Source organism: Actinocrinis puniceicyclus, assembly GCF_018283645.1.
Classification (GTDB): domain Bacteria; phylum Actinomycetota; class Actinomycetes; order Streptomycetales; family Catenulisporaceae; genus Actinocrinis; species Actinocrinis puniceicyclus.
In genome coordinates this window covers 54,585-71,905 of sequence record NZ_JAGSXH010000015.1, presented here as the reverse complement: position 1 = coordinate 71,905, position 17,321 = coordinate 54,585, and the positions used below count along the sequence as shown (strand labels likewise).

Genomic DNA, 17,321 nt, shown 5'->3' with positions numbered 1-17,321 from the left:
GCGGCGAAACGGCGGTGGCGGATCGGTGAGCGGCAGCCGGCCGACACCGCTCAGGAGGGCGACGAGGCCGTCTTCTTCGTCGCGGCCGTCTTCTTCGCGACATTCTTCGCCGAGGTGCTCTTGGTCGCGGCCGTCTTCTTCGCTGGGGCGCTCTTCTTGGCGGCGCGTTTCGTCGGCGCCGGTCCCTTCGCCCGCTTCTCGGCGAGCAGTTCGATCGCCCGCTCCTCGGTCAACTCCTCCACCGAGGTGCCTCGCGGCACGGTGATGTTGGTCTCGCCATCCGTAACGTACGGGCCGAAACGGCCGTCCTTGACGGAGATCGGCTTGCCGGAGACCGGGTCCGCGCCGAACTGGCGCAGCGGCGGCTTGGCCGTGCCCCGCGCGCCGCGGGCCTTCGGCTGCGCATAGATCGCGAGCGCTTCGTCCAACGTGATCGAGAAGATCTGTTCCTCGTCGGTCAGCGACCGGGAGTCGGTGCCGCGCTTGAGGTACGGGCCGTAGCGGCCGTTCTGCGCGGTGATCTCCTCGCCGGAGGCGGGATCGACGCCGACGACCCGTGGCAGCGACATGAGCTTGAGCGCCGTGTCCAGGTCCACGTCATCGAGCGACATGTCCTTGAAGAGGGAGCCGGTGCGCGGTTTGATCGCGTTCTTGCCAGACCCCTTCTTCGTTCGCTGGGGTGCTGCTTCGGGAAGTATCTCGGTGACGTAAGGGCCGTAACGGCCGGCCTTGGCAACGATCATGTGCCCTGTCGCCGGGTCCACACCCAGTTCCCTGTCGCCGGTCGGCCGTGAGAACAACTCCTCGGCGACATCAGGTGTCAGCTCATCCGGTGCCGTGTCCTCGGGCACGTTCGCACGCGCGAGCGTTGAGCCGTCGGGGCCGAGCCTCTCGACGTAGGGTCCGTACTTGCCGACGCGCAGCACGATGCCTTCACCGATCGGGAAGGTGTTCACCTCGCGGGCATCGATCCCGCCGAGGTCGGTGACCAGCGCCTTGAGCCCCTCCAGCGCGTCACCGTCGCCGAAGTAGAAACGCTTGAGCCACGGCACCGGCTCGGCCTCGCCGCGCGCGATGCGGTCCAGATCCTGCTCCATGCGCGCGGTGAACTCATAGTCGACCAACGAGCCGAAGTGCTTCTCCAGCAGGCCGACCACGGAGAACGCCAGGAAGGAGGGAACCAGCGCCGTGCCCTTCTTGAACACGTAATCACGCTGCTGGATCGTGTTGATGATCGTGGCATAGGTCGAAGGTCGACCGATCTCGCGCTCTTCCAGCTCCTTGATCAGGGACGCCTCGGTGTAGCGCGCGGGCGCCTTGGTGGAGTGGCCCTCCGCCTCGATCTCGGTCGCGGCCAGAGGGTCGCCCTGCGCGACCGCGGGCAGACGGCGCTCGCGGTCGTCCAACTCGGCGTCGGGGTCGTCGGATCCCTCAACGTACGCCTTCAGGAAGCCGTGGAACGAGATGATCTTGCCGGACGCGGTGAACTCGACCGCGCGTCCGTCGGCCGCGTCTCCGCCGACGCGGACGGTCACAGAACTGCCCGTCGCGTCCTTCATCTGCGAGGCGACCGTACGCATCCAGATCAGCTCGTACAGCCGGAACTCGTCGCCGGTCAGCCCTGTCTGCGCCGGGGTACGGAAGCTGTCGCCGGAAGGCCGGATCGCCTCGTGCGCCTCCTGGGCGTTCTTCACCTTGGATTCGTAGCGACGCGGCGCGTCCGGCAGATAGGCGGCGCCGTACAACTCCCGCACCTGTGCACGGGCGGCCGTGATCGCCGTCTCGGACAGTGTGATCGAGTCGGTGCGCATGTAGGTGATGTGGCCGTTCTCATACAGCTTCTGCGCGACCTGCATAGTGCGCTGGGCGCCGAAGCCGAGCTTGCGCCCCGCTTCCTGCTGAAGCGTCGTGGTGCGGAACGGCGCGTAGGGCGAGCGACGGTACGGCTTGCTCTCGACGGACGTCACCGTGAATTCGGTGTCCGCTAGGGCTGCCGCGAGCGCGCGAGCGGCCGCCTCATCCAGGTGGACGACCCCGCCACGGGACCTCAGCGCGCCATCCGGGCCGAAATCGCGGCCCTGCGCCACCCGGACGCCGCCTACGGAGGCGATACGCGCGTTCATGGTGTGCGGGTCGACCGAGTTGAGGCCGTCGCCTTCGCGCTGCGTATCGAACTGGGCGGTCAGATCCCAGTACGCGGCGGGCACGAAGGCCATCCGCTCCCGCTCCCGCTCGACGACCAGGCGGGTGGCCACCGACTGCACGCGGCCGGCCGACGTACCGTTGGTGATCTTGCGCCAGAGTACCGGGGAGACCTCGTAGCCGTACAGCCGGTCCAGCACTCGACGGGTCTCCTGCGCGCTGACCAACTGCATGTTGATCTGCCGCGGATTGGCCACGGCACGCTGGATCGCGTCCTTGGTGATCTCGTGGAAGACCATGCGGCGCACCGGGACCTTGGGCTTCAGCTCCTGTTCCAGGTGCCAGGCGATGGCCTCACCCTCGCGGTCCTCGTCAGTGGCCAGATACAGCTCGTCGGCGTCCTTGAGCAGTTGCTTGAGCTTCCTGACCTGGTCGTCTTTCCCGTCGGAAACCACATACACGGTCTCGAAGTCGTGATCCACGTCGACTCCGAGCTTGGCCCAGGGCTGATTGGCGATCGCCGCCGGGATCTTGTGCTTCGTGTCCGTGGTCGGCAGGTCGCGGATATGACCGACGCTTGCCTCGACGGTGTACCCGGGACCCAGGTAGCCCTTGATCGTCTTGGCCTTGGCCGGTGACTCGACGATGACGAGACGGCGCGCGGGCGCGCTGGTCCCGCTCCGGGCCTTACTGCTCGGCGGCACAGTCGTCCGTCCTTCCTGTCCTCTTCGAAGCCACGCACGCGCGAGGGGATACCCCTCGCGGCATGAGCAGAATCACCCGCCTCGGTCGCGCCGCCCGTTGGGCGAGGCGCGGGCGACTGGAAAGTAATACCTTCGGCCCCGTGAGCGCGACTCGGACACCAGAGTACGCCCAGAGACGCCGTGGTTACGTTCACAAGTCAATCGCCCAGCCGTTCAGCCCACCGCCAGGAAGCCCTCCTCGATCAGCGCGCGAACCGCGTCCAGTGCGCTGGAGCGCAGCGCCTGCGGGGTAAGGCCGTGGTCTTCGGCGACGCGATCGAGCACGTCACCCAGCGTTCGTTGACCGTCCAGCGCACCGAGCAGCGCGATGCCGAACGGGTCGATTTCGCCTGTGCGATGCACGCCGGTGGTCTGCCGCAGCCTTGTGGACACCGACTCCCATCCGCCCGCCGAGGGGCGGGCGACCTGCTCGAGCACCAGGTCCGGGGCGGGTGCCGGGGTGCTGGCGAGCAACTCGTCGTCCTCGGTTTCGCGGACGAACGCGTGCCGGCGGAACCAGTCCGGCACCAGCGCGCCGAGCGGCTGCTCGATCGGACCGGTCAACTCCTCCAGGCGCACCGCCGGCAACTCGGCTCCGGCGGCGCGCAGCGTGATCCAACCGAAGCCGACCGCCTCTATACGCTGCGCGCTGAAGTAGTCGAGGTACGCCTGATAAAGCTCGATGTACTGGGGCTTGCCGTAGTCACCCGAGTCGCGCAGCCAAAGCTCCGCGTACTCGGCCGGATCCTGCACCTCACGCTGCACGACCCACGCATCGCAGCCGGTCGCGCGTACCCACGGCGCCACGCGCTCACGCCAGTCGACTCCCTCGACGTGCAGCCAGTTCGCCAGGATCTGGCACCAGCCGTCCTCGGCCAGATAGCCGGGAACCTGCTCCAGGAAGTGCCGACACAATTCATCGCCGGGCAGGCTCGCGTCACGGTATACGAAACGACCTGCGCCCCGCGCCGATTCCGGGGAGATCACGAAGGGCGGGTTGGACACGACGAGGTCGAAGCGTTCCTCGCGCACCGGCTCGAACAGGCTGCCGGCACGCAGGTCGATGCGCGAAGCGTCCGTGTCAAGCGAGAGCGCGGCGGTCAGGCGGGCGAACGCAAGCGCCCGGTGGTTCACGTCTGTCGCCACGATCCGGTCGGCGTGGCGCGAAAGGTGCAGGGCCTGCACGCCGCAGCCGGTGCCCACGTCCAGTGCCCGGGCCACCGGTTCTCGCACGGTGAGTTGCGCCAACGTGGTCGAGGCCCCGCCCACGCCGAGCACGTAGTCTGGCCGCATCGGCGAGCTGTGGCCGGTGACGAGGCCGGAGCCGAGGTCCGAGACCAGCCACCAATCCGCATCCGACTCGCCGTAGGGGCGTATGTCCGCCAGCGCGCGCACTGTCTCGTCGAACCGGTCCTCGGCGAGCAGGCCGCCTGCGAGTGCGTCGTCGAGCGGCAGCGCGCGGGCCGCGGCGGACCGATCGACGCTCTCCTGAAGCACGAAGAGCTTGAGCAGAGTCGCGACTGGGGAATCGTTCGTCCGTACCGCCCGCGACGCAGCTACAGACTCGCTGCGTGACAGCGCGGAGTACGCGATAGGCCCAAGCGCTTCAAGGCACCCGTCCACTGTGTATTGAGCCTTGAGCAGCGCCTCACGCAGCCGCTCGATCACGCTCGGGTCCGTCATCAGCTCGGTCACAGTCAGCACTCTATGCAATGTCCAGTCCGCGTGAAGCGCACTTCGCACGTCGCCGACGGGGCGCCAAAGCGCGTGCCCTCCAGCGCCTGCGCACTCGACGGCACGGCCCGCGAACCCCCGTGCGGTGGGTTCGCGGGCCGTATCGAGCTTCCCGCGGCGCCTTGTCGGCGCGTCAGACGTGCGCGACAGCGCCGTTCGACTCGTCCGCGGAGTTGCCCTGGCCAGGCACCTCCGCCTTCACGGCGATCGACTTGCGCTTCGAGTTCCACACCGACCAGATGATCACCAGGAAGGCGACTGCGGAAATGGCGGCGCGCGCCGGGGAGTTGGCGCTGGTGCCGATGGACATCGCCACGATGGCCGGGGCTACCAGCAGCGAGACCAGGTTCATCACCTTGATCAGCGGGTTGATCGCCGGGCCCGCGGTGTCCTTGAACGGGTCGCCGACCGTGTCGCCGATGATGGTGGCCTCATGCGCCGGTGAGCCCTTGCCGCCGTGGTGGCCGTCCTCGACCAGCTTCTTGGCGTTGTCCCAGGCCCCACCGGAGTTGGCCAGGAACACGGCCATCAAGGTTCCTGTGCCGATCGCGCCGGCGAGGTAGGAACCCAGCGCGCCGACGCCCAGGGAGAATCCGATCGCGATCGGCGCCATCACCGCCAGCAGCCCCGGGGTGACCAGCTCACGCAGCGAGTCGCGGGTGCAGATGTCCACGACCCGGCCGTACTCGGGACGTCCGGTGCCCTCCATGATCCCGGGGATCTCGGCGAACTGGCGACGCACCTCGAAGACGACCGCGCCGGCCGCCCGGGAGACCGCGTTGATCGCCAGGCCGGAGAACAGGAATACCACCGCGGCGCCGGCCAGCAGGCCGACCAGGTTGCGCGGGTCGGCGACGTTCAGGATGCCCGCGTACTGGCGCACGGCCTCGTTGCCCAGGTCCGGCAGCACCTTGGCCTTGGCCGCGGCCTCCTGGACGGCGTCCTGGAACGAGCCGAACAGCGCGGTGGCCGCGAGCACGGCGGTGGCGATGGCGATGCCCTTGGTGATGGCCTTGGTGGTGTTGCCGACCGCGTCGAGCGAGGTGAGAACCAGGGCGCCCTCAGGGCTGACGTCGCCGGACATCTCGGCGATGCCCTGGGCGTTGTCCGAGACCGGGCCGAAGGTGTCCATCGCGACGATGACGCCGACCGTGGTCAGCAGGCCGGTACCAGCCATCGCTACGCAGAAGAGCGAGACCCAGATCGAGGCGCCGCCGAGCAGGTAGGCGCCGAAGACACCCGCACCGATCAGCGCCGCGGAGTAGACCGCGGACTCCAGACCGAGCGAGATGCCGGAGAGGATGACGGTGGCCGGGCCGGTCAGCGAGGTCTTGCCGACGTCCTTCACCGGGCGGAAGTGGGTGTCGGTGAAGTAGCCGGTCAGCTGCTGGATGAGCACCGCGACCGCGATACCGATGACCACCGAGATCAGCGCGATCACCCGTGGGTCGCCGCTCGCTCCGGCACGCGCGCCGTGCGCGACCAGGTCGGCGAAGGAACTGGGCAGGTAGGTGAAGGCGGCGATGCCCACGAGCACGATGGAGACTGCCGCCGAGATGAAGAAGCCGCGGTTGATCGCGTTCATCCCCGAGCGATCGCCGGGCCGCGGTGAGACCGCGAAGATGCCGATCACCGCGGTCAGCACGCCGATCATGGGCACGATCAGCGGGAAGACCAGCCCCTTGGAACCGAACGCGTTAATGCCGAGGATCAACGCGGCGACCAAGGTCACCGCGTAGGACTCGAACAGGTCGGCCGCCATGCCGGCGCAGTCGCCGACGTTGTCGCCCACGTTGTCCGCGATGGTCGCGGCGTTGCGCGGGTCGTCCTCGGGGATGTTCTTCTCGACCTTGCCGACCAGGTCCGCGCCGACGTCGGCGGCCTTGGTGAAGATGCCGCCGCCGACTCGCATGAACATCGCAAGCAGCGCCGCGCCGAAACCGAAGCCCTCGAGCACCTTCGGTGCCTCGTCCTTGTAGGCGAGCACCACGATCGACGCGCCAAGCAGGCCGAGGCCGACGGTGAACATGCCAACCACGCCGCCGGTACGGAACGCGATCCGGGTGGCTCGGTTGGCCCCGGACTCGTTCGCCGCCGCGGCGACGCGCACGTTCGAGCGTACGGCCAGCCACATGCCCACGTAACCGGTCACCGCGGAGAATCCCGCGCCGAGGAGGAAGAACAGCGAACGGCCGATCCGCACGCTCCAGTTGTCCGCCGGCAGCGCCAGCAGCAGGAAGAAGGCGACGACCGCGAAGCCGCCGAGGGTGCGGAACTGCCGGGCGAGATAGGCTGCGGCGCCCTCCTGTACGGCGGCCGCGATCCGTTTCATGTTCTCGCTGCCCTCGCCGGCGGCGAGGACCTCGCGGACCAGGTAGCCGGCCACGGCGAGCGCCCCGAGAGCGACGACCGCGACAACGACGACCAGGGTGAGATTGCCGCCGGTGAGACTGACGGCGCTTGCCAGGTGATGCCCGGAAAGCCGGGGCATTGCGTCCTCCTTGACGTGGATACCCCGTGAGCGCGTCTCAGAGCACCCGGCCAAAGTACGCGGGCCCGGCCTCTGCCTGTACGGGGGTTTAGGCGGCCCGCACGGGCGGCCCGGCCGGGGCGGCGCGCAGCTGACCGGGTCGAGACGGCTGCGCCGCTCTCCCGTCGCCACCCGCGACAGCCGTCTTCGGCCTGGTCGTTCGCATGAGCCTGTGGTTCACCGTGTTCTCAATCGCAACGACCGCCCGCCAGCTGAGACGGTGCGGTCGGTGGGCCGGAGTTTACGCACGCCAGCCGGTACATACCAGCACCTCGTGAGGATTCGAGACGGAACGGCGTGTGACGAGCGTCTCACCGGATGGGCTTGAGTCGTCACACCCGGCCTGCCGCCCGGCCTGGCCCATTCAAAAATGAGCACGGTCGGATGGCGCTCCTCGCCGCCGCCCCGGCCGAGCAGGGGCCGATTTCGCGCGGGCGTGCAGAATCACCCGAACCGGTGATACCGCCCAGGTTGACGGGGGCACTTGCAGCCTCGGTGGCTCAGCGCACCCAGTGCGGAGTGATCACCGGCCAGCCCATCCGGATCACGCCTCCGCTGGCGGTCACCTCTACTTCGAGGTCGTCGACCAGGCCGCGCAGCACCGCCAGGCCCATGTCGGAGTCCGCGTCATCGCTGAAACCGCTCTCGGAACCGAGCTGTTCGGCGGCGCCCTCCTCCTCGGGCTTGGGTACAGGGCCGCCGCTGACCGCGTCCACCACCTCGACGCCGAAACGCTCCCGACCATCGTCCAGTCGCACCACGACCGGCACGGCGGGAGCCGCGGAACGATGCAGGCCGACCGCCCGGGAGCACGCCTCGCCGACGGCGAGCCGCACCTCGTCCAGCAGGCCGTCCTCCACTCCGGCCCGGCGTGCCAAGGCAACGGCCACCAGGCGGGCTGTACGGACATGCTCAGGCAGCGGCGCGAACCGCAGGACGACCGGGGCGCCGCCCCCCGCCTGTTTGGAGTCCGGCTTTCCGCCGCCCTGCCCCGCCAAGCCGCCGGGCTCAGCATCGAGCGGCGTGAGCGAGTCGGCGGCGTGTGCACCCGTCATGACGAAGGTCCTCCCGCGGTGTTCCGGTGGTGGATTGCGTCGCCGGATCCGGGCCGTGCCCGCCGCTCGGGCGGGACGGCCCGGCCGCGCATCAGTCGGTAGCGGCGATCGCGTCCTCGACCGTGGTGTGGATCGGGAACACCTTGGTCAGCCCGGTGATCCGGAAGATCTTCAAGATCCGCTCCTGGGTGCACACCAGGCGCAGCGAACCGTCGTGCGCCCGCACCCGCTTCAAGCCACCGACCAGCACGCCCAGGCCGGTGGAGTCTAGGAAGTCGACCGCCTCCATGTCCACGACCAGGTGGTAGCGGCCCTGATTCACGAGATCCACCAGCTGCTCGCGCAGCTTCGGGGCCGTGTAAACGTCGATCTCGCCGCCCACTTCGATGACCGTACGGTCACCTTCGTGCCGGGTCGACAGGTTCAGATCCACGGATCCTCCAGCACTTTCCTGTTCGCGACTTCCCCGCGAGGGGTGAGTACGCATTCAATCACTCCCCGCCCACACCTGACGACGGTATGCGGTTGGTTCACCGCGAGGAGTGGCTTTTTCTCTTCCAGGTGCATCCTGGAGAACACGATGCCACGAACCAAGTCCGCTGAGGAGATCCTTCGCCGACTTGTCTCGGTCAGCGGCGCCGAGCGCGCTGACGCGATGACACATGTCGAGCGGGTACCTGCGCGCCCGGCCCGTCACGCCGACTGGCCCGGCTGGGCCGACCAACGTGCCGTCGAGCGCTTCCGGGCACTCGGAATCGGGCGACCCTGGGAGCACCAGGTAGCCGCCGCCGAACTTCTGCACGCGGGCCGCAACGTCGTGCAGGCCACCGGCACCGCTTCCGGCAAGTCGCTCGGTTACCTCCTTCCGCTGCTGACAGATCTTCTTGACGGTACGTCAGACCTTCACGGCCGACCCGTGCAGGTGCCGCGCCGCGCCACAGCGCTTTATCTGGCCCCGACGAAGGCACTGGCCGCGGACCAGGCCCGCCGCATCCGGCAGTTGAATCTTCCCCTGGCCCCGGCCGCCTGCCTCGACGGCGACACCACGCCCGAGGAACGCCGCTGGATCCGCGACTACGGGGTGCTGGCGCTGACCAATCCGGACTTGGTCCACTACACGCTCCTGCCGGATCACCGGCGCTGGGCACCGTTCCTTCGCCGCCTCAAGTACGTCGTCATCGATGAGTGCCACGCCTACCGGGGCGTGCTCGGTTCGCACGTGGCCGCAGTGATCAGGCGGCTGCGCAGGGTGTGCGCCCATTACGGCGCCAACCCGGTGTTCGCGCTGGCTTCGGCGACCACGGCCGAGCCGCGCGCCGCCGCGGAGCGGCTGATCGGCATGCCGGTCGAACCGATCACCGAAGACGGATCGCCGCACGGCGAGGTCTTGTTCGCGCTCTGGGAGCCACCGCTGACCGACCGGCGTGGTGAGGCCGGCGCGCCGGTGCGGCGGTCCGCGGTCGCTGAGTGTGCCGGCCTGCTCGCGGATCTGGTGCGCGACGAGGTGCGCACGGTGGCGTTCGTCAGATCGCGCCGCGGCGCCGAACTGGTCTCGCTGATCGCCCGCCAACAGGCGGACCGCAGCGGCGGGGGAACGCACACGCCGGCCGTCCAGCGCGCGGAGACCGAGCACACGGGCGAACTCGGGCGGGATACGGCCCCGGCAAAGCGATCGGCGGCGAACCGAATCGCCGCGTACCGTGCGGGTTACCTGCGCGAGGACCGCCGCGCGCTGGAGGCGGACCTGCTCTCCGGGCGCCTGCTGGGGGTCGCCGCCACCAATGCGCTTGAGCTCGGCATCGACCTCGCCGGTTTGGACGCGGTGCTGCTCGCCGGTTATCCGGGAACTCGCAGTTCCGTATGGCAGCAGGCCGGACGGGCTGGACGCTCGGGGCGCGACGCCTTGGCGATCCTGGTGGCACGGGACGACCCGTTGGACACCTATCTCGTACACCACCCCGAGGCACTGTTCGGCAAGTCGGTGGAAAGCACCGTGCTCAATCCGAGCAATCCCTACGTTCTGTGGTCTCACCTGTGCGCCGCGGCCGCGGAACTGCCGCTGACCGCCGCGGACTTGGATCTGTTCGGACCGACCGCCGGGGCGTTGGCCGCCGAACTGAGCCGGACGGGGTGGCTGCGGGCGCGGCAGGGAGGGTGGTACTGGACCCGTCCGGAGCGCGCGGCGGACCTGACCGACCTGCGCGGCAGCGGAGGAACCCCGGTGCGGATCGTTGAGGCCGCGACAGGTCGGCTGCTCGGTCAGGTTGACGCCGCAGCGGCCCACACCACGGTCCACGAAGGCGCGGTCTATCTGCACCAGGGCGAGACCTACGTGGTCGAGAGCTTGGACCTGAATGACGCTATAGCCGTCGTCAAGGCCAAGGATCCCGGGTACTCCACACACGCGAGAGACACAAGCGTGCTGCGGATCACCGCGCAGGAACGGTTCGAGGATTGGGGCCGTCACGTGAGACTCGCTTTCGGTGCGGTGGAGGTGACCAGCCAGGTGGTCGGGTATCTGCGTCGTGATTCCGCGACCGGCGCGGTGCTCGGCGAGGAGCCGCTGAAACTGCCGGCGCGCACTCTGGCCACCAAGGCGGTGTGGTGGACCGTCGCGCCGAGCGCGCTGGCGGAGGCCGCTCTGGCCGCCCCGGACGTTCCCGGCGCCGCGCACGCCGCGGAGCACGCCGCGATCGGGCTGTTGCCGCTGTTCGCCGAGTGCGATCGATGGGACATCGGCGGGCTGTCCACCGGCTGCCATCCCGACACCGGCTTGCCGACCGTGTTCGTGCACGACGGGCTTCCGGGCGGCGGCGGCTTCGCCGAGCGCGGCTACCACCAGGCGCGTGCGTGGCTCACGGCGACTCGCGACGCCATCGCCGCCTGCGAGTGTCCAGCAGGGTGTCCGTCCTGCGTCCAGTCGCCCAAGTGCGGCAACGGCAACCAGCCGCTGGACAAACCGGGCGCGATTCGCCTGCTTGGCGTACTTCTCGGTGACCGGTGACGGGTAGTCATTCCCTGGTATCAGTCCGGCAGGGCGTCCCCGAGGCAGGTGACCGTGATCGCAGTGGCAGTAGCGGTGATCGGATCCGTACTTCTGTTGACCTGCGGTGTCGTGGCCGGTTCCGACGTCCCGGGCACTCTCTCGTTCTTCGGCGTGACGGTGCACACCACCAGTGCCCAGATCTTCCTGACCGGAGCTATCTGCACCTGGGCTCTGCTGGCCGCCGCCTGGCTGCTCACCGCGGGTATCCGCCGATCGCGGGAGCGCGGGGCGCAACTGGCGATGTTGCGCGGGAGGGTAGCCGACGTGCAATGCGGGGCTGAACCACCCGGTTTCGCGGGCCAAAGCGCGTTTGCCGGACTGCTCGGTCTCGCCGTCGGCGGCGAGCGCCCCGGAGCCGACCGGGCCGGCTCTGGAAGTGGCGGTGACCGCGACAACTCCGGACAGGACACGGCCGAACAACCACCTGTTCGGCAGTGACAACCGGACCGTGACCGTACAGTCGAGCACGTCGCAGGCACAGGACTTCACGACCGCGCCGGCGGTGGCGGCCTCGGCTTGCGCCCGCGCGCAAGCCCTCACAGCGTCGGGTTCACCGCGTCGGACCAGGCCCAGCACCGCCTCGCCGGCGGCGGCCAAGGCGGCCTGGTCGGCGGCCCGTTCCGCCCGGTGCCGTGCGGAAACGGCTCCGATCCAGATCAGAGCGCAGACCGCCGTACTGGAAACCAGAAGAACCATGGCGATCGCCCAGACTGTGGCGGATCCTTCTTGGCCCCGGGCCGCGGCGGCGTCGCGATCGCGCATCTCAACGCCCCACGTCGCTCAGGCCGTCGACCGCACACGGTGCCGCGGGCTCGCAGGCGACTTGCGCGTGTCCTTCCACGTGGAGCGCGGGCAGGAAGGCGCTCGACAGCGGGAGTCCCGCCGAAACGCGTACGAGCACCGTGCCGTCGGCCGCGTCCACTGAGACCGTGGAGCCCGGGGGACCGAAGCGGTGCACCGATTGCACAGCGAAGTCCGGCGGCTCGCCTCTTGCCAGCCCGCGCGCCGCCTCCCACGCGGCGTCAGCGCAACGCAACTGTATGGCCGCGGCCACCACGATCACGACGAGCGCCAACCCGAGCCCGATCAAGGTCGGGAGCACCATCGCCGTTTCCGCGGTGATATATCCGCCTTCGACGGCGTCACCGGGCCGAGGGCGTCCGTGCATCGCGAAGCGGCGAGTCATCCGACTGCCCCCAAAGCCCTGTGGATGATTCCGGAGAGCAGGGTCGAGACCGAACCGCTGGTGACGATCTTGTAGAGGAGAGCGGCGAAGCCACAGGCCGCGAGGGTGCCGATGGCGTACTCCGCTGTTGTGGTCCCCGCCTGGGGACCGCGTCTGCCAGCGGTTCGGCCGATGGCTCTGCGGTGATCGCGCATTACGGCGCGACGTAGTTCGACGACGGCAGGCAGTAAGGGGCGGCACATGTCGGTAGGTACTCCTTAACTCAGAGGATGTTGTCTCAGCGATGCGCGATCAGCGATCGCTGGTCATGGACGCAGTTCGTTCAACAGGCCCAACGCCGTCGGCACGACGCCGACGAGTACGAAGGCCGGTAGGAAGCACAGAGCCAGCGGTGCGGTCGCTCGGACCGCGACCGCGCGGATGCGGGCTTGGGCCGCCTGTTCTGCGGCGTGCCAGGTATCGCGGGCTGCCTTGACGACGGTCTCGCCGGCTGGGGCGCCGGTGCGGGAAGCGCGCAGCGCGGCGGCCGCGACAGTGGCAGTAGCGGCGTCGACGCAGAGCAGTCGCCACGCGGCTTCCGGATCCGCGCCCTCGCGCAGCGCCCGCGCCACCGCGGCGAAGCGGGTGGCGATCTCGCGGGCCGGATCGACGGGCCCGGGCGCTTCGTGCTGGTCCTTCTCGTCGTCGTCGCCGCCGAAAGCGGCGGCGACGACCCCCGCGGCATCGGCGGGCAGCAGCCCCGCGGCCAGTGCCGCCGCGAAAAGGTCGACCAGCGGCGGAGCGGCCGCAATCAGCCGCTGCCGATTGCGCTTCTCGTGCTCGTGGGCCGCGCGCGAGCTCAAGACGATCACGCAGACACCGGTCAGGACTCCACCCACGACACCGCCGACGCCCCCAAGGAACAGTCCGACGGCGCAGCCGGTGAACGCCGCCGCCAGCAGGTGACGGTGCGGCACCCGCCGGGCGTTCGACACCCATCTCGCGGAGGCTGCCGCGGCTTCCTTGAGTCCGCCGACGCGGTGCGAGGGCGGCGGAGCCCATCTGAGCACCATCGCCGCGATGATGAACGCCGCGGCCACACCCAGTTCGACGGGTCGAGACGAAGGCCCAGACTCGTGCATGGCGCCCTGCGATACCTGTGCCCAGCATGCATTCATTTCCGCCTCCCGACGAGCAAAGCGCGCCGTGCCCACCGACGTAGCGGATCATCGGCGCGACTCCCGTTTCGCCGGTGGTCGACCGAGTCGACCAGCCGGTCGGTCCACCGCAGGCCGATCAGTTCCAGTAAGCAGCCGGCCAGCAGGCATGCCTGCCCCGCCGGTCGCGTCAGCAGCACGTGGATCGGATTGGTGCCGAGGGCCGACCCGAGCGCGAGGCCGAAAGCGGGCAACACCCCGAGCAGGGCGACGGTCGTTCGCACGCCGGACAGTTCGGCCGCGAGGTTCTGCCGCCGCTGCTGTTCCGCGCGCAGGCCGTCCTCGATGCCGCACACCGCACCGGTGAGCGGTACCCCATGCCGTTCGGCGGCACGCCAGCAGGCACCCAGCGCGGCGAGACCTTCGCGGCCGGGCCGACGGGCGGCCGCGGCGAGCATTGCCGGCTCATCGCGTTCGGGATCCGGGATGCTGAACGCGTAGGCGAGGTCACGAAGCTCGGGTCGGCACCACACCGCTTCGATGAAGGCCGCGGCCGGCTGCCTGCCTGCCTGTAACTCGCCACGCAGCGCGGCGCAGAGCTCCACCACTGCCGAGCGCTGCGCCGCCTCGGCGGTCCGCATCTGCACGCCGGCCAAGCGCGAACGCAGGAGCAGGCCGCCGAACAGGGCCGGCACCAGTGGGATCGGCGAGTGCGCGATGAGCGAAAGCAAGGCGCCGGCCAGCAGAGCACAGATCACGAATGGAACCACCGGCAACGGTTGATCGTGGCCGACCGCCGATTGAGCCTGCTTCGACAACGCGGGAGCGATGGCGCCGCAGATCCGGTCGCTGCGTACGGTCACAGCTGCTCCCGTGTCTCGTGTTCTCGCAGCGTCGCGGTGGCCGGGAACTCACGCGTCAACTCCGCTTCGAAACCCCTGGGCACGAGAGCGGCGTCCGGTCGGGCCGGACGACCCAGTTCGTCGAGCAACTGCGGCAGACCCGGCCATTCGCGCATCTGTCCGCCCTGGTCGAAGCTGACCGCCAGCGTCGCCTGCACCGGCCCGACGGCGTTACGGCGACGTACGACCGCGATCGACTGGAGGTACCGTCGGCCGAACTCGTTACGGTCGAGGTGGATCGCGATGCGCAGCGCCGCGGAAGCCTGGCTGTGCACCGCCTCGCGGGACACCCCGGCGAGCAGGGCGAGCGCCTCGATGCGGGCCGGGATGTCGTGCGGCCGATTGGCGTGCAGCGTGCCGCAGCCACCCTCGTGTCCGGTATTGAGAGCATTGAAGAGGTCCATGATTTCCGCGCCTCTGGCCTCGCCGAGCACGATCCTCGTCGGACGCATCCGCAGCGCCTGTTTGATCAGGTCTCGGATGGTCACCTGACCGCGGCCCTCCTGGTTGGCCGGTCTGCTTTCCAGGCGCACGACGTGCGGATGATCGGGCATCAGCTCCGCGCAGTCCTCCACGAGCACGAGGCGCTCGTCCGGTGCGCACAGGGAAAGGAGGGTTGAGAGCAGCGTCGTCTTTCCGGTGCCTGCGCCTCCTGTGACCAGGAACGGCACCCGCTTGCGCACGATCTCCTCGAGGATGGCCGCCGCGGTGGCGTTGAGTGCGCCGAGTTCGGTCAGCTCTTCGAGTGAGTAGAGCCGACGCCGGGGAATGCGCAGCGACACCGTGGTGCCGTTGACTGCGACGGGTGGAAGCACGGCGTGCAGTCGAGTGCCGTCGGGCAAGCGGGCGTCCACGAAGGGTGATGCGTCGTCGAAGCGGCGGCCCGCCTGCACGGCAAGACGCTGGGCGAACTTCCGCACGGCGGCCTCGTCCGGGAAGCCGGCATCCACCCGTTCCAGCCGGTTGGCTCGTTCGACCCAGATCTCCGTCGGCCCGTTCACCAGTACGTCGGTCACGTCGGGATCGGCGATCAGACCGGCCACCGGATCGGCGGCAAGCGCTTGCTCGCACAGCGATTCGGCGATCGCCTGAAGCGCGTCACGGCCGAGCAGGCAGCGTCGGGCGCGCAGTGCCGCGATGACGTCGGGCACTTCGGGCGCGAGAACGCCCGCGGCGAGCTCGTTGCTGATGGTGCGCAGCACGCCTTCGTACTGCGGCGAGTACTCCGAGCTGACGACGCTGGAGGCCACCGTGCCGACCGGGTTGTTCGGCGGGTTCATACGATCACCTGAGTTCCAGTGGCGCGCTCTTCGGCCGCGCTCGCGATCCCACAGCGCTCGATGAGTCTTCGGCTGAACCGATCCAAGGAGGGGGCATAGCGGCCACCGAGTTGCCCGGCCTGTCCGCCACGCGGCAGCGAGCCGCGGCGCGGCTTGATGACTCCGGCCAGGGGCACGCCGAGGGCCTGCGCGAACTGCCGGGCGGTCAGTTCGTCGCGGCCGGGCAGCCGGGCGACGAGCAGCGGAGGAGGACCGAGCAGCGCCAGCCTTGGCAACAACCGTCCGGTCGCGACCGCCGCGCGCTCCGACACCGGTGCGATCACGAGCGTGTGCGTCGCCTCGGCCAGCACCAGTTGAGTCGAGTCATCGATGCACCTCGGCAGGTCGACTACGACGATGTCCGCTGAGCCGCGCAGGGTGCGTAGCGCGTTACGCATAGCTGCGACAGGGATCCTGTCGCCGTCTTCACCACCCCAGGTGACCAGCGCGAGGTCCGGCTCAGTACCATCACGCTGCGGCAGCGGCTCCCCGTCAGGCGGGTCGATGCCGTGTGGCCAGGGCTGTTCCGCTCTCTCCTCGCGGCCGCACAACAAGGTGCCGAGGGCGACGAGCGGTGCCAGACCGCCGCCGAGCGAATCCGCGTCGAACAGAATGACCTGCCGACGCATCCTGAGCGCGGCGACCGCGACTGAGGCGGCGAGCGTCGAGGCGCCCGCTCCCCCGCAGCCGCCGATCACGGCGATCAGCGGGACGGACGAGTTCGCGCGTTGACGCGACTTGACGCGGTCGAGCCTGGCTGCGGTGGATGCTTCGCCGTTGCGGTGGCTTGCGTTCGAGGCCGTGGTGGTGGACATGGGTTCCCTCTCAAGTCCCGATGATTGCTCAAAGTGTTCACTCAATCACGGTGGGACATAAGAGGGGATCTTGGCCAGCACTCTTTGAAATCTGTGGATAACCCCTGTGGATAACTCCGGCTCACGGGCCTGTTTCAGAGCTTTGATCACACAGGGTGATCAAACGCCGGGGCGCGCCGTTACCCACAGGTAGCGAATCGTTTGCGGGATGATCGACTCGCGCGTCCGGCGACCGGCCGAGTTCGCTCGCTGAGGGCGATGGGCTGGGATTTCCCGGGAAAAGAGACGACCCCCGCCGGGGGGGAGAGCGGGGGTCGTCACCTTGGCGCGGCTCGGGGGGGGAGGAGCCGGGCCAAGGCAGCACGGTCGCGAACGATCCGTGACTTCCATGGTGTACCCGAACCGCTCAGAAGGCAAACTGACCCCTCCGGCATTACGCCAAACGATGAAAGAAGACCTCCTGAGCTGGCGTGACACCGATGCAAGAGGCAATCCGAACGCTTGCACACCCGCGAGAGACGGCACGGGCGGATCCCAGAGGCGGTCACGCTGTGTAATCGACCGCCGAGCCGATCTCAGACAGCCGGCCGTCAGACGCAGCGGGGGCGCTCGTGAAGCAACCCGTGGCACGAAAGGAGCGCAGACGTTCGATGGGCTTGGAGAATTCACCAACCACCCGCGATTGCTTACCGCTCGGGCTACTGCAACGCGTA

The 17,321-nt window shown here is 69.1% G+C and carries 13 protein-coding genes and 1 pseudogene; 2 read left to right on the top strand and 12 right to left on the bottom strand.

Translation table 11 applies throughout. The features are described 5' to 3' along the window. Positions 1–50 precede the first annotated feature (50 nt). The 5 genes from topA to KGA66_RS06990 form a co-directional block, all read right to left on the bottom strand. The gene (gene topA, locus KGA66_RS07010) at positions 51–2,846 is read right to left on the bottom strand and encodes a type I DNA topoisomerase (RefSeq protein ID WP_211465831.1); all 2,796 of its coding nucleotides are present in this window, start codon (positions 2,844–2,846) and stop codon (positions 51–53) included. 213 nt (positions 2,847–3,059) lie between these two features. Further along, positions 3,060–4,580 carry a DUF7059 domain-containing protein gene (locus KGA66_RS07005; RefSeq protein WP_312886794.1) on the bottom strand — a complete coding sequence of 507 codons (1,521 nt, stop codon included), beginning with the start codon at positions 4,578–4,580 and terminating at the stop codon, positions 3,060–3,062. Positions 4,581–4,752: 172 nt separating this feature from the next. Then, positions 4,753–7,110 carry a sodium-translocating pyrophosphatase gene (locus KGA66_RS07000; RefSeq protein ID WP_211465829.1) on the bottom strand — a complete coding sequence of 786 codons (2,358 nt, stop codon included), beginning with the start codon at positions 7,108–7,110 and terminating at the stop codon, positions 4,753–4,755. 539 nt (positions 7,111–7,649) lie between these two features. Then, a complete protein-coding gene (locus KGA66_RS06995) occupies positions 7,650–8,204 on the bottom strand; it encodes an ATP-binding protein (protein ID WP_211465827.1) in 555 nt (184 codons plus the stop codon). A 91-nt stretch (positions 8,205–8,295) separates the two neighbouring features. Beyond that, a complete protein-coding gene (locus KGA66_RS06990) occupies positions 8,296–8,637 on the bottom strand; it encodes an anti-sigma factor antagonist (RefSeq protein WP_211465825.1) in 342 nt (113 codons plus the stop codon). A gap of 147 nt (positions 8,638–8,784) precedes the next feature. Between KGA66_RS06990 and KGA66_RS06985 the strand changes: the two genes are divergently transcribed. Then, positions 8,785–11,208 (top strand): DEAD/DEAH box helicase, encoded by a 2,424-nt coding sequence (locus tag KGA66_RS06985; RefSeq protein ID WP_211465823.1) that lies wholly within the window; start codon positions 8,785–8,787, stop codon positions 11,206–11,208. A gap of 63 nt (positions 11,209–11,271) precedes the next feature. Further along, positions 11,272–11,688, top strand: a complete 417-nt coding sequence (locus KGA66_RS06980; protein ID WP_211465821.1) for a hypothetical protein — start codon at positions 11,272–11,274, stop codon at positions 11,686–11,688. On the opposite strand, the pseudogene KGA66_RS32020 reads toward KGA66_RS06980, so the two are convergent. The 7 genes and pseudogenes from KGA66_RS32020 to KGA66_RS06945 all read right to left on the bottom strand — a co-directional run. After that, positions 11,671–12,012 (bottom strand): annotated as a pseudogene (locus tag KGA66_RS32020) (Rv3654c family TadE-like protein); the annotation flags it as partial. The gene KGA66_RS06980 and the pseudogene KGA66_RS32020 overlap by 18 nt on opposite strands. Before the next feature lies 1 nt (position 12,013). After that, positions 12,014–12,355 (bottom strand): TadE family type IV pilus minor pilin, encoded by a 342-nt coding sequence (locus KGA66_RS06970; protein ID WP_211465819.1) that lies wholly within the window; start codon positions 12,353–12,355, stop codon positions 12,014–12,016. Between the two features lie 77 nt (positions 12,356–12,432). After that, positions 12,433–12,630: a DUF4244 domain-containing protein gene (locus tag KGA66_RS06965; protein WP_211465870.1), complete on the bottom strand. Its 198-nt coding sequence runs from the start codon at positions 12,628–12,630 to the stop codon at positions 12,433–12,435. Between the two features lie 111 nt (positions 12,631–12,741). Beyond that, complete coding sequence (locus tag KGA66_RS06960) at positions 12,742–13,557, bottom strand: type II secretion system F family protein (protein WP_211465817.1); 816 nt, start codon at positions 13,555–13,557, stop codon at positions 12,742–12,744. 32 nt (positions 13,558–13,589) lie between these two features. Continuing rightward, positions 13,590–14,228: a type II secretion system F family protein gene (locus KGA66_RS06955; protein WP_211465815.1), complete on the bottom strand. Its 639-nt coding sequence runs from the start codon at positions 14,226–14,228 to the stop codon at positions 13,590–13,592. A gap of 203 nt (positions 14,229–14,431) precedes the next feature. Continuing rightward, positions 14,432–15,754, bottom strand: a complete 1,323-nt coding sequence (locus KGA66_RS06950; RefSeq protein ID WP_211465813.1) for a TadA family conjugal transfer-associated ATPase — start codon at positions 15,752–15,754, stop codon at positions 14,432–14,434. Next, on the bottom strand, positions 15,751–16,608 hold the full coding sequence (locus KGA66_RS06945; protein ID WP_211465811.1) for a CpaE-like family protein: 858 nt from the start codon (positions 16,606–16,608) through the stop codon (positions 15,751–15,753). Before KGA66_RS06945 ends, KGA66_RS06950 begins: the two co-directional genes overlap by 4 nt. Positions 16,609–17,321 lie beyond the last annotated feature (713 nt).